The sequence below is a fragment of the Rhodococcus sp. USK10 genome, from assembly GCF_019378875.1.
Classification (GTDB): Bacteria; Actinomycetota; Actinomycetes; order Mycobacteriales; family Mycobacteriaceae; genus Rhodococcus_F; species Rhodococcus_F pseudokoreensis.
Genome location: NZ_CP076048.1, coordinates 3,257,119 through 3,269,995 on the forward strand (window position 1 = coordinate 3,257,119; position 12,877 = coordinate 3,269,995).

Below are 12,877 nucleotides of genomic sequence, written 5' to 3' on the forward strand. Positions count from 1 at the left end.
TCCGATCGGGATCCCCGGCACCGCGGTCATGCAGGTGCGGGCTGCAACAGACCGATCCGGTCGAATCGCGCCGCACGTTCGGAGAGTCGCTGGGTGGTGTCCGCCGCGTCGAGGAGCGCCAGCTCGCGGTGGAGCACCGCACCGACCCGGGTGCAGAATGCCGTGGATTCCTCGGCTGCGTCGGGGAATTCCGGGATCACCTCGTCGACGATGCCGCTCAGGAGGAGATCGGAGGACCGGATGCCCTGGCGGGCGGCCATGTCCGGCGCGTGCGCGATGTCGTGGTGCAGAATCGCGCTCGCACCCTCGGGCGGCAGCGGCGACAGCCAGCCGTGCTGGGCCGCGAGCACCCGATCGGCCGGAATCAACGCCAGCGCGCCGCCGCCGGTGCCCTGCCCGAGCAGCAGGGAGATCGTGGGAACGTCGAGTGAGACCATGTCGGCGATGCAGCGCGCGATCTCGCCGGCGAGCCCGCCCTCCTCGGCCTCCTTCGACAATGCGGCTCCCGCGGTGTCGATGACCGTCACCAGCGGCAGGTTCAGTTCCGCCGCCAGCCGCATTCCCCTGCGCGCTTCCCGCAGGGCGGCCGGGCCGAGCGGCGACCGGGTGGTCTGCCCGCGACGGTCCTGCCCGAGCAGGACGCAGGGCATGTCACCGAATCGGACGAGCGCGAGGATCAGACCCGGATCGATCTCCCCCTGACCGGTTCCGTTGAGCGGGAGAACATCCGAGGCCGAATGGAACATCACGTCGCGTACCCCGGGCCGGTCCTCGCGTCGCGACGCGAGCACCGACTCCCACGCGGGCACGTCCGGCAGACTCTCGTGCACGGCGGGGTCGGCGGGAGCCGGCCGGCCACCACGGCTGGAGGTGATGATGCGCAGCGCGCGGTCGACGATCTCGGCGAGCTGGTCCGGCGGCCGCACCGCGTCGATGAGTCCGTGTGCGTGCAGGTTCTCGGCGGTCTGGACACCCGTCGGGAACGGCGCGTCGTACAGCGCCTCGTACACGCGCGGCCCCAGGAATCCGACGAGCGCTCCCGGTTCCGCGATGGTGACGTGGCCCAGCGATCCCCAGGACGCGAACACCCCGCCGGTCGTGGGGCTCCGGAGGTAGACGAGATACGGCAGGTGCGCCTCCTTGTGCTTGATCACCGCCGCCGTGATCTTGACCATCTGCAGGAACGCGGTCGTCCCCTCCTGCATGCGCGTCCCACCCGACGTGGGCAGGGCGAGCAGCGGAAGGCCTTCGCGGGTGGCACGCCGGATCCCGGCGACCAGTCGCTCCCCCGCCGCCACTCCGATGGAGCCGCCGAGAAAACCGAACTCACAGACGAGGATTGCGGTTCGGCGGCCGCGGATGGTGGCGACTCCGGTGAGCACCGCCTCGTCGAGGCCGGTCTTCTCCTGCGCACGGAGAAGCTCGTCCGCGTACTCGGAGTCCGCCGCGACCTGGATCGGTGGGATGTCCCACGACTCCCAGGTGCCGGCGTCGACCACCAGATCGAGCAGTCCGGGAGCGGTCAGGCGCGCCATCAGCTGCATTCCTTCAGCCACGACATCACGGTGTCGTTGTCCGCGCCGAGGACGGGCGGTGCGGTGTGCCGGGTTTCGGTGACCTCGGTGCCGTCCGGTTCGAAGAACCGCAGGGGCGGGCCGGGCAGCGTGATGTTGCCGAGGGTGCGGTGGTCGACGTCGACGAGCAGCCCCTGCGACTTGGTCTGCTCCCATTCGTAGACCTCGGAGATGGTCCGGACGCGTCCCGCAGGCACCCCGATCCGGTCGAGTTCGATCAGGAGTTCGTCGCTCGTGTACGCGCCGAACGCGTCCTCGACCAGTTCGAGGACCTGCTTGTGGTTCTCGACGCGTTCGGGGTTGGTGGCCATGCCGGGGGCGTCGGGGTCGAGGTGGAAGCCGGCGCAGAAGCGCTTCCACAGTCCTTCGCTGCCGACCGAGATCTGCACGGCGCCGTCGGCGGTGCGGAACAGTCCGTACGGGGAGATCGACGGATGGTGGTTGCCCTGCGCCTCGCCGACCTCGCCGGCGACGGTCCACTTCGTCCCCTGGAAGGCGTGCACGCCGACGACGCTGGCCAGCAACGACGTTCGCACGACGCGGCCCCGTCCGGTGCGTTCGCGTTCCTGCAACGCGGCGACGACCCCGAACGCCCCGTACATGCCGGCGAGCAGGTCCGCGATGGGGACGCCGACGCGCTGGACGTCGTCGGGATTGGGGCCGGTCAGCGACATCAGCCCGGCCTCGCCCTGGGCGATCTGGTCGTAGCCTGCGCGTCCACCTTCGGGTCCGTCGTGGCCGAAACCGCTGATGGACAGGACGACCAGGCGCGGATTCAGTTCGGCGAGACGCTCGGTGGTGAACCCGAGCCGGTCGAGGACCCCGGTGCGGAAGTTCTCCATGAGGACGTCGGCTCGCCGGACGAGGGACTCGAGGGTGGCCCGTCCGTCGTCGGCCTTGAGGTCCAGGGTGATCGACTTCTTGTTCCGGTTCGTGGACAGGAAGTACGTCGATTCGCGCGGCGCGTCGGCGGGTTCGACGAACGGCGGCCCCCACCCGCGGGTGTCGTCGCCGCCGTGCGGGGTTTCGACCTTGATGACGTCCGCGCCGAGATCGCCGAGCATCATCGCCGCGTGGGGACCCGCCAGTGCGCGCGTCAGATCGACGACGACGACTCCTTGTAGCGGACCCGTGCGCTCCATCGTTTTCGTGGACATGTGAAACCACCGTTACTTCCTGGCGAGAGCCGCGAGAGCTGGACTGTTGGTGCAGTGACCTAGTGGACTAGCCAATTAAATGAAACATCTGATCCGACCGATGTCAAGAGCCGAGTTTTCGAGGTGGCGGGCCGGACGCCTACCCGCCGACGGTCAGAGCCAGCCGGGCACCACGAGAATCGCCCAGGCCGCGAGTGGCCCGACGGCGACGACGAGGGCGCTGTATTTCAGGATCTGCTTGTAGAACCGGTCTCGATCGACGTTCTGCGCGTTCGCGAGGACCAGCGCTCCGTTGGTCGAGAAGGGGCTGACGTCGACGATGGTGGAGGAGATGGCGAGGGCGACGATGACGCCGACCGCACCTACCTCACCAGCGAGAAGGAAAGGAACCGCGAGCGGAATCGTCGCCCCCAGGATCGCCGTGGACGAGGCGAAGGCGGAGACGATGGCCCCGATGTAGCAGAGGAGCAGGGCGACGAGAAGAGGCATGCCCAGGCTTGCCACGGCGTTGCCGACGTACTCGACGGTGCCCGCCTCCTGCAGGACGCCCACGAAGGTGAGGACGCCGCCGATGAGCAGCACCGTCGACCAGCTGATCTGCGCGATCGCACCCTTCTGCGCCTTCGGCGAGGCGAGCGCCAGGACCACCGCCACCGTCATCGAGATGAATCCCACGTCCAGATCGAGGATCAGCGAGAACACGGCGAGCGCGGCGAGACCCACCAAAGTGAGGCCCTGATCGAACGTGACGCCGGAGCGCGCGGGTGCGCCCGCGAGGGTCTGCGCCGGACGCACCTTGGTGGCGGTAGCTCCGCCCGACCCCCCGTCACCACCGATCGTCGGCGCTCCACCCCCCGAGCCGCCGGCACCGGTTCCCGCCGTGTCCTCGACACCGTCGTCGTGCACGCTGCGCCCGATCAGGTCCCGTCCGCCGAGGAACACGAACAGGAGCACCCCGATCGCGGCATTGAACAGGAGACTTCCGAGAAAGAGCGTGAGCGGGCTGTTGGTCAGTCCCGCCTTCGACGCGATGTCGTTGACCGTGACGCCGTAGATGCTGATCGGCGAGAATCCGCCGGCCTGGGCTCCGTGCACGACCATCATGCCCATCAGGAGTGCGTTGATCTTGTACCGCGCGGCGAAGCCGAGGGCGATCGGCGCGACGATCGCCACGGCGGCGGGGCCGAGCGCGCCGATCGCGGTGAGGACCGCCGTGATCCCGAACATCACCCAGGGGATCAGGGCGACACGACCGCGGACCAGCCGGACCGCCCCGCGGACCATCAGGTCGACGGTGCCGTTGTTCTGGGCGATCGCGAAGAGGTAGGTGATGCCGACCAGCGTCAGGAAGAGGCTGCTGGGGAATCCGGCGATGATGTCGTCGCTGCTCATGTGCAGCGACAGGGTGCCGACGAAGAAGGCGGCAACGAAGCCGAGGGCGCCCATGTTCACGGGCAGCACGGTCGCCGCCAGGAACATGACGGCAAGCGCAAGGATGGGGATCAACTCGGTCGACATGAAAGTCTCCGGTTCTGTGGCAGTGGCAACTGGTCTCGGCCGACACCCCGAGAATTGACTCAGTGGCAAATTGGCCTAGCCACTTCATCGAAGCAGTGTTCCGGATCACTGTCAACAGCAACTGTGCGTGCGGTTACCTGCCTCCGGGAGATACCGTGGAGTAGTTTCAGTGGAATGGAGAGTGGGTGGCCCAGTGGCTGAGCAACTGCGTCCGGTAGCGCGACCGCGGCTGTACGAGGTGATCGTCGAACAACTCTGCGCCCACATCGCCGAACATGAGATGACGCCGGGCGACCGCCTTCCCGCCGAGCGCGAACTCGCAGCTCAACTGGGGGTGTCCCGCGCGTCCCTGAGCCAGGCGCTCGTCGCACTCGAGGTGCAGGGCGTGGTGTCGGTGCGGCACGGCGACGGCGCCGTACTCGTCCGGCAACCCATCGAGGAACGCGCGATCAAGGCCCTGCGGGAACACGCCGACCGGCTCCCCGAGGTGATCGAGGCCCGTGAGGCACTCGAGGTCAAACTGGCGGGGCTCGCCGCCGAGCGCCGGACCGACACGGAGATGGCGGCGATCGATTCCGCACTCGCGACGATGGAATCCGAGATCGCCGCCGGTGATCGCGGCGTCGTCGGCGACGAACAGTTCCACGAGGCCATCACCGTCGCCGCGCACTCGTCGCTGCTGGCCAAGCTGATGCACGAGATCTCCGGGCTGATCCGGGAGACCCGGATCGAATCCCTCTCCCAGGCCGAACGCCCGCGGGCCTCGCTCGAAGGGCACCGTCGCATTGCGACGGCGATTCGAGACCGGGACTCCGCGGGCGCCTCCCGTGCGATGGCCGATCACATCCGGATGGTGTCCGACGTCGCGCTGCTGCGCGAGGGCAGCTGACCGGATCCGGGACTACCCGCCTGCCATCGAGTGCGGGCGGTGGGCACCGACGATCGCGTCGGTGTCGGCGCCGAGGACCGGCGGCGCGGACGTCAGGTGCGGGCGTTCGCCGGAGAAGCTGACCGGGAACGCGATCTGCCGCAGGCTGCCGATCGTCGGGTGCTCGACCGTGCCGATCATGCCGAGCGCCGCGGTGTGCGGGTCGGCGTAGATCTCGTCGAGGTGCCGGATCGGTGACACGGGCACGGCGTGCGCGGCAAGCGTGTCGCACCAGTGCTCGACGGTGCCCGGCGCGAAGGCCGCCGACAGTTCCCGCTCGAGATCGCCGCGATTCGCCACCCGGTCCCGGTTGCGCTCGAACCGCGGATCGGCCGTCAGGTCGTCCCGCCCGATCGCCGAGCACAGGCTCGCCCATTGCGTATCGTTGCCCACCGCGACGACGAAATACCCGTCGCTCGCGGGGAACGCCTGATACGGAGCGAGATTCGGGTGACCGGAGCCCAGCGCGCCGGGACGCTCCCCGGTGGCGAAGTAGTTCGTCGCCCAGTTCACGTGCAGCGCGAGCTGGCATTCGAACAGCGACGTCGTCACGTACTGCCCGCGGCCGGTCCGAGACCGCTCCACGAGGGCAGCGAGCACGCCGATCAGCCCGAACAGCGCCGCCCCCAGATCGCCCATCGCGAATCCGGCCTTCATCGGCGCCCCGCCCGGCTCGCCGGTCAGCGACATGAGGCCACCGGCGGCCTGCGCGATCATGTCGTAGCCGGGTTCGTCCCGCAACGGACCCTCCTCCCCGAACGCGGAGATGTGCAGCACGACCAGGTGCGGGTACCGCTCGGACAGCGTCCGGTAGTCGAAAATCCGCTGCAACCCGCTGCCGGGTTTGAAGTTCTCGACGACGACGTCGGTCTCCCCCAGGATCCGGTGGATCAGGTCCTGTCCCTCGTCCGATTTGAGGTCGACGGTCACCGACTTCTTGCCCCGATTGATCGCGAGGTAGTACGTGGCGTCGGCGCCGACGAACGGCGGCCCCCACGACCGGGTCGGGTCGCCGCCCTCGGGATGCTCGACCTTGGTGACGTCGGCGCCGAGGTCCGCGAGCGACATGGTGGCGTACGGTCCGGCGAGGATCTTGGAGAGGTCCAGCACCCGCACCCCCGCGAGGGGTGCCGGTCCGGTGTGGGTGGCGTTCACAGCAGAACTCCTGTCGCAGAGTCGGATCGGGGTGCGGCGGCCTGCGCGACGTCCGCGGCGACGTCGGTGCCGTCGACGACGGCCGCGAGGTGGCGGAGGGCGACGCCCGGGACGTCGCCGGAGTCGCTCGACAGGTACGCGTTGGCGACGAGCAGCGACCGGTAGCCGCGGCCCGACGTGACGGCGAAATCGGCGAGGTCGTAGAGCAGCGTGGCCATCGTCGCGCGGGCCAGATCGTTGGCGTAGCGCGCGCACCCGGCCTGCGCGGTGTCCTCGTCTCCGGCGACCCGCAGGTCGCCCTCGTCGACGAGGTCGTCCCACCGTCGACGGAGCACGTCGGTGCCTGCGCCGCAGTCCGGTCCGAGTCCGGCGAGGACGCCGCGCATCGTGTCCGCCAGCTGACGGTGCGCACCGAGTTTGCGCATGCACCGCAGCACGTCGAGGGCGATGACGTTGCTCGATCCCTCCCAGATCGACCCCAGGTGGGCGTCGCGGACCAGGCGGGCGTGTGCCCATTCCTCGATGTAGCCGTTGCCGCCGCGGACCTCCATCGCCTCGCCCGTGACCACCCGGGCCCGCTTGCAGACGTAGTGCTTCGCGAGCGGGGTGAGGACCCGGATCAACCCCCGCGCGGAGTCGTCTCCGGTGTCGGCGGACTGCAGACACTGCGCGCTGTACGCCACCAGGGCGAGCGCCGCCTCGGCGTCGAGCGCGAGCGGCAGCAGGGTGGCGCGCATCAGCGGCTGGTCGAACAGGGTCTTGCCGAACACGACCCGCACCCGGGTGTGGTCGACGGCGTCGCGGACGGCCCGCCGCATCAGGGCGCTGGACCGCATCGCGTTCGACAGCCGCGAGGTGTTCACCATCTCGGCCATCTGCCGGAACCCGCGGTCGAGTTCGCCCACCTGCAGGGCGTACGCCCCGGTCAGCGACACCTCGCCGCTGGGCATCGAGCGGGTACCGAGCTTGTCCTTCAGCCGGTCGATCGTGTAGCTGTTGCGCTCCCCGTTCGCGAGAACCTTGGGCACCATGAACATTCCGACGCCGCGGGTGGAGCCGTCGGCGCCGTCGGGGAACCGGGCGAGGGTCACGATGACGTCGGCGTCGGGGTTGGATGCGAACCACTTCTTCCCGGTCAGCCGCCACGCGTCGCCGTCGCGTTCGGCCCGGGTCTCTGTGCGGGCGATGTCCGTGCCTGCCTGCGGTTCGGTCATGAACATCGCGCCGGTCATCGCACCCTCGGGGTCCGTCGAGGTCAGCGCGTCGATCCACGGTCCGAATACCTCGGGGTCACCGAACATGCGCAGCGTGCGGGCGGCGGCGTCGGTCATCGACACGGGACACGCCAGCCCGAACTCGGCCTGCACGAAGACGTACGACGCGAGGTACTTCACCAGGTGCGGCGGGACCGCGTCCCAGCCGTGCAGGCCGCCGCGGTGCGACAGCGCGGACAGTCCGTATTCGCTGTAGGCGGCGCGGCACAACTCCTGGTAGGCCGGGTGGTACGTGATCCGGTCGATGCGTTCGCCGTCGCGGTCGAACTGCTCGAGCACGGGCGGATTCTTGTCCGCGGTGGCAGCGAGCGCGTCGAGTCGCCCGCCGGCGTCGGCGCCCAGCCGGTCGAGCAGGGCAGTCAGCTTGGCGCGGTCCGACGGCGCAGTCCACCGGTCGACGACGATGCGCAGGGCCGGGTCGGTGTGAGCGAAATTCATGAGTGGGCAGCATCTTTCCGGGTCGAGGCGTGTTCGGGACGGGGCTCGGTGTCGACTCCGCCCGAGCGGGCTTTGCCTCGGCGGAGCAGCAGCGTCATGCAGGCGAGGGACAGCACGACGTAGCCGAGCCCGAGGGCGACGACCGGCCAGATCGAGTCGGTGTGGGTGAGCAGGAACTGGCAGAGCATCGGGGCGGTTCCGGCGAAGATCGCCGTGGACAGCTGATACGACAACGAGATTCCGGTGTACCGGACATTGGTCGGGAAGACCTGGGCGAGGATGCCGGCGAGCGCGGCGTAGTACATCGCGTGCGGCGCGGTGGCGAGCACCATGCCGAGCATGGCCAGCGGCACCGACCCGGATTGGACCAGGAGAAACATCAACGGCAGCAACACGAGTTCGGGCAGCAGCATCCACCGGATCGCCCGCGACGGATCGATCTTCGTGGCCAGCACGGCGCCGAACGGCTGGACGAGTACCTGTGCGACGAGCGCGATCGTGATCACGAGGAGGAAGTCGCCGCGGTCGAAGCCGAGATCGGCGGTGGCCCAGGCGAGTGCGAACGTGGTCTTCACGTAGGTGATGGCGACACCCGCGACCACCGCGCCCACCCCGAGGACGAGTTCGACGGGGTGCGAACGCAGCACCTCGACGAGAGGCATCCGGGTGCGCTCCTGCGCGACGACGGCCTTCTTCATTTCCGGGGTCTCCGAGATACGCAGCCGGATGTACAGCGCGACGACGACGAGCGCGGCGGACGCGAGGAACGGCAGACGCCAGCCCCAGGACTCGAACACGCTGTCCGACAACAATGTCAGCGCGAGAAACGCCAGGGTCGCGAGCAGGTTACCGACGGGCGATCCCTGCTGCGCGAACGCGCCATACAGCACCTTCTTGTTCGGTGGCGCGAATTCGGTGGCGATGAGCACGGCGCCACCCCACTCACCGCCCATGGCGACGCCCTGGACCACGCGGAGCGCGACGAGGAGCACCGGCGCCCAGATCCCGATCTGCGAGTAGGTGGGGAGGCAGCCGACCCCGACCGTTCCGATCCCCATCAGGATCAGCGTGATGACGACGGCGTTCTTGCGTCCGAACTTGTCGCCGAAATGACCGAACACGATCCCGCCGAGCGGGCGGGCCACGAACCCGATCGCGAACGTCGCGAAGGCGGCGAGGGTGCCCACCGCCGGCGAGGCGTCGGGGAAGAACAACCGGCCCAGCACCAGCGCGGACGCGGTGCCGTAAATGTAGAAGTCGAACCACTCGATGGTGGTGCCGACGAAGGCGGTGACACCCGCCTTGCGGGCCTGCCGGGTGCTGTATTCGGGTGGTGCCGCGTCGCGGCCGGGATTCGGATTCACGGTTCTCCCTGACTTTCGTGATCGGGGCGTCACACCGATATTGAGGTGGTGTGCATCACTATGGCCGGGATTCCGTGTAGAGTCCAAGACTTAATTCAGCTTGTTTAGGTGATCCAGACACATAGTCCTCGAGGAGCGTCATGGAACTCCGTCACCTGCACGCCTTCCTCGCGGTGGCCGAAGAACTGCACTTCGGGCGGGCCGCCGAGCGTCTCCATGTCGCGCAGTCCCCGCTCAGCCAGACCGTCCGGGCCCTCGAACGGGAACTGGGCACCGACCTGTTCGTCCGCACCACCCGCTCCGTGCGGCTCACGGCCGCGGGCGAGGCACTGGTGGGTCCGGCCCGCACCATCGAGGCGCAGATCGGGATCGTGCGGGGCATCGCGCAGGCGGCGGCCGCCGGGGAGACCGGCCGCGTGACCGTCGGGTTCGGCGGCGCGGGCGGCTACACGGTGCTGTCGGTCCTCGCCCGCTCCCTCGCCGACACCTACCCCGGCATCGAACTCGACCTTCGCCCGCAGATGTACTCCGGCGAGGTCCTCGACGCCCTCGCCCGCGGCACCCTCGACATGGGCATCGTCGGACTGCCGGTCCCGCGGGGTTTCGCGACGCACACCGTGCTCGAGGAGGCACTGATGGTCGCGGTCCCGGCCGGCCACCGCCTCGTCGCGGCGGGCGCCGTCGCGCCGCAGGAACTGGCGAGCGAACGGTTCGTGATCTACCCCGCCGAACACGGTTCCGTGGTCCGCGACGCCACACTCGCGCTGTGCGCGGCGGCAGGGTTCGCCCCCGTCGTCGCGCACGAGGCCCCCGACCCGTACAGCCTGCTCGCGATGGTCGGCGCCGGGGTCGGGGTGGCCGTCGTGGTCGATTCGACGGCACACCTCACGATGGACGGGGTCGAATACCTGCCCATCGCGGGCGATGCCCCGACCCTCCCGATCGCGATGGCCTGGCAGGACGCGAATCCGTCGCCCGCGGTGCAGACGGTCACCCGGGTGCTGCGCGACGTGATCGGACATGTCGGCCACGTAGGGGCTTGACCGAATTTACTAACGCCTATAGTTTATTTCTCGTGAGACAAGTCACGCTCAATGTAGCGTTGTCTCACACCAGACACGCGCTTCACCAGCCCGAGGAGGCCTGGGATGTCTTCACCGCCGATCGCCCGCCCATTGATCGACTCGACCCGGAGTCGGACCGCGGTCAGTTTCCACCTTCGACGTCGACACCGACCAGGAACGCTCTGAGCATCTCGACGAACAGCGCCTCGTCGGCGTCCCGCACCGCGACGGACGTTCCCTCGGACGGCTCCACCGAACCGTTCGGCGGCAACTCCACGAGCGCGGGTCTGCCGGTCGCGGTGCACATCGCGGATCCCACCGTCATGCGGTGGGTGGCCTCGAGCAGAAACAGCTGACGGGACAACGGAACTCCCTGATCGCCCAACAGCCTCGAATACTGCGCGTACAACTTGTGCAGAAGGTTCTCGGGAAACCAGGTGAACACCACCGGAACGACATTCGGGTGGCGGAGCAACGAATTCCGGAACTCGAGGGACTCGGCGATCAACCAGTCCCGCCACTGCCCCGGTGCCGGGTCCGGAATCCGCGGAGTCTCCAGCACCACCGCACGCGCCACCTCCGACAGGATCTCGGTCTTGTCGGCGAAGTGGTTGTACAGGGAGGGTGCCCGCACATTGAGCGCCGTTGCGATCCGTTCGAGGCTGAATCCGTCCATGCCGTCGCGGTCGATGATCTCGATCGCGGCAGACACCACGGCGCTCCGCGTGATCGCCGGCTTGCGTCCCACTGATCCTCCTCAGGTCCGCGCGAATCGTACCCCCGACCGGCGTCCCCCTCGGCCCGCAGATCCGGCCGCACACGCCACCCCAGCCCACCACCCCCGAGTCCTTCAAGGAGCACGTCGATGCGTGACACCACCATTCTCCGCGCCGTCCAGGCCTGGACGGTTCGCCAACCCGACGCACCGGCGTTGATCTGTCACGACCTCTCGCTGACCTGGAGCGAACTGAGCGTCGCGATGGATCGGGCCGCCGCGCATCTCGTGTCTTCGGGCGTGCGGCCCGGCGACCGGGTCGGGGTCCTCGGCGGTCTCTCCGTGGAGTGGGCGATCGCCGCTCTGGGGGCGATCCGGGCGGGAGCCCTGCTGTGCCCACTGAACGAGCGGCACAAGGCCGTCGAACTGGGCGAGGTCTATCAGAAGCTGACCCCGAGAGCCGTGGTCACCGCGGCGGCCAACCGCGAGACCGCGGAATCAGCCTGCACCGGCGTCGGCGAACCGCCCCGGATCCTCGATGCCTGGACGATGTACACCACCGATCTGGACGCGCCCCTGCCCGCTCCCTCGACCGATCCGACAGACGCGGTGTGCATCATTCCGACGTCCGGGTCGACCGGACTGCCGAAGGGCGTCGTCTACACCCACGAATCGCTGCTCGGCGCGTTCTTCGAGTGGTCGCTGCAGGCGCCCGAACTCATGGGCGCGCGCACCCTGAACCTCAGCTCGATGTCGTTCGCCGCAGGCCTGCTCAACGGATTCCTCGCACCCCTGGTTCTCGGCGGCAGCATCGTGATGCTGCCCAAGTGGGATCCGCAGGTCGCGATGTCGCTCATCGCGTCCGAAGGCGTCGCGACGATGGCGGGCACCACCATCTTCTTCGAGCAGATGGCAGCGCTCCCGTCGTTCGAGTCCACCGACCTGTCGTCGCTGAAGGTGGTGTTCATCGGCGGAAATCCGGTGACTCTCAGCCTCATCGAAGCCTGGTCCGCGAAGGGAGTCGGCCTGCGCCAGGCGTACGGGCTCACCGAGTCGCTGTCGATGGTCACCTTTCCCACCGTCGAACTGTCCATTCGCAAACCGGAATCGGTCGGCTTCGGCGGCATCCTCACCGCCGTCGAGATCATGGACCTCGACGGAACACGCTGCACTACGGGAACACCGGGCGAGATCTGGGTCTCCGGCCCCGGCGTCGCCCGAGGTTACTGGCAGGACGACGCGCTCACCGAGCAGACGTTCGCAGGGGGCTGGCTGCGCACCGGCGACGTCGGCGCCAAAGACGACGAGGGCGCGATCCGGGTCGTGGGCCGTACGAAGGACGTCATCATCTCGGGCGGGATGAACATCTACGCTGCGGAACTCGAACGCGCCGTCCTCGAGTTGCCTGCCGTGCTCGAGGCCGCGGTCATCGGCGTCTCCGACGACGAGTTCGGTGAAACCCCGGCCGTTCTGCTTCGAACCGCAAGTGAGGTCCCCACCGGCGAGATCGTCGAACACTGCCGGAATCGGCTCTCGAACTACAAGGTGCCCCGTTATGTCGTGTTCCGGGACAGCCCGCTGCCGCGCACGTCCAGCATGAAGATCGACAAACGGATCCTGCGAGCCGAATACGCCGACCTCTCCGAGCACCACGATCGCATCGGACGAACCGCGTCCTAGCCGCCTCGCG

At 68.6% G+C, this 12,877-nt stretch carries 10 protein-coding genes; 3 read left to right on the forward strand and 7 right to left on the reverse strand.

Annotation, left to right across the window (positions count from 1 at the left end):
* Nucleotides 1-26: 26 nt before the first annotated feature.
* From I1A62_RS22055 to I1A62_RS22065, 3 genes are all read right to left on the reverse strand, one after another.
* Nucleotides 27-1,535 (reverse strand): carboxyl transferase domain-containing protein, encoded by a 1,509-nt coding sequence (locus tag I1A62_RS22055; protein ID WP_219461322.1) that lies wholly within the window; start codon nt 1,533-1,535, stop codon nt 27-29.
* Nucleotides 1,535-2,731: a CaiB/BaiF CoA-transferase family protein gene (locus I1A62_RS22060; protein ID WP_219459788.1), complete on the reverse strand. Its 1,197-nt coding sequence runs from the start codon at nt 2,729-2,731 to the stop codon at nt 1,535-1,537. Before I1A62_RS22060 ends, I1A62_RS22055 begins: the two co-directional genes overlap by 1 nt.
* Nucleotides 2,732-2,884: 153 nt before the next feature.
* On the reverse strand, nt 2,885-4,249 hold the full coding sequence (locus tag I1A62_RS22065) for an SLC13 family permease (RefSeq protein ID WP_124394768.1): 1,365 nt from the start codon (nt 4,247-4,249) through the stop codon (nt 2,885-2,887).
* A gap of 193 nt (nt 4,250-4,442) precedes the next feature.
* Between I1A62_RS22065 and I1A62_RS22070 the strand changes: the two genes are divergently transcribed.
* Nucleotides 4,443-5,138 carry a FadR/GntR family transcriptional regulator gene (locus I1A62_RS22070; RefSeq protein WP_219459789.1) on the forward strand — a complete coding sequence of 232 codons (696 nt, stop codon included), beginning with the start codon at nt 4,443-4,445 and terminating at the stop codon, nt 5,136-5,138.
* Nucleotides 5,139-5,150: 12 nt separating this feature from the next.
* Here I1A62_RS22070 and I1A62_RS22075 read toward each other — a convergent pair whose 3' ends face one another.
* From I1A62_RS22075 to I1A62_RS22085, 3 genes are read right to left on the reverse strand one after another with little or no spacing between them, the layout of a single operon-like run.
* On the reverse strand, nt 5,151-6,332 hold the full coding sequence (locus I1A62_RS22075; RefSeq protein WP_124394770.1) for a CaiB/BaiF CoA-transferase family protein: 1,182 nt from the start codon (nt 6,330-6,332) through the stop codon (nt 5,151-5,153).
* Nucleotides 6,329-8,044, reverse strand: coding sequence for an acyl-CoA dehydrogenase family protein (locus I1A62_RS22080; RefSeq protein WP_219459790.1), 1,716 nt, complete (start codon nt 8,042-8,044; stop codon nt 6,329-6,331). The genes I1A62_RS22075 and I1A62_RS22080 overlap by 4 nt, the downstream gene beginning before the upstream one ends.
* On the reverse strand, nt 8,041-9,408 hold the full coding sequence (locus I1A62_RS22085; protein WP_219459791.1) for an MFS transporter: 1,368 nt from the start codon (nt 9,406-9,408) through the stop codon (nt 8,041-8,043). Before I1A62_RS22085 ends, I1A62_RS22080 begins: the two co-directional genes overlap by 4 nt.
* Nucleotides 9,409-9,548: 140 nt before the next feature.
* Between I1A62_RS22085 and I1A62_RS22090 the strand changes: the two genes are divergently transcribed.
* The gene (locus tag I1A62_RS22090; protein ID WP_124394773.1) at nt 9,549-10,451 is read left to right on the forward strand and encodes a LysR family transcriptional regulator; all 903 of its coding nucleotides are present in this window, start codon (nt 9,549-9,551) and stop codon (nt 10,449-10,451) included.
* Between the two features lie 163 nt (nt 10,452-10,614).
* Here I1A62_RS22090 and I1A62_RS22095 read toward each other — a convergent pair whose 3' ends face one another.
* The gene (locus tag I1A62_RS22095; protein ID WP_124394774.1) at nt 10,615-11,220 is read right to left on the reverse strand and encodes a TetR family transcriptional regulator; all 606 of its coding nucleotides are present in this window, start codon (nt 11,218-11,220) and stop codon (nt 10,615-10,617) included.
* A gap of 117 nt (nt 11,221-11,337) precedes the next feature.
* Between I1A62_RS22095 and I1A62_RS22100 the strand changes: the two genes are divergently transcribed.
* Nucleotides 11,338-12,867 carry a class I adenylate-forming enzyme family protein gene (locus tag I1A62_RS22100; RefSeq protein ID WP_219459792.1) on the forward strand — a complete coding sequence of 510 codons (1,530 nt, stop codon included), beginning with the start codon at nt 11,338-11,340 and terminating at the stop codon, nt 12,865-12,867.
* Nucleotides 12,868-12,877 lie beyond the last annotated feature (10 nt).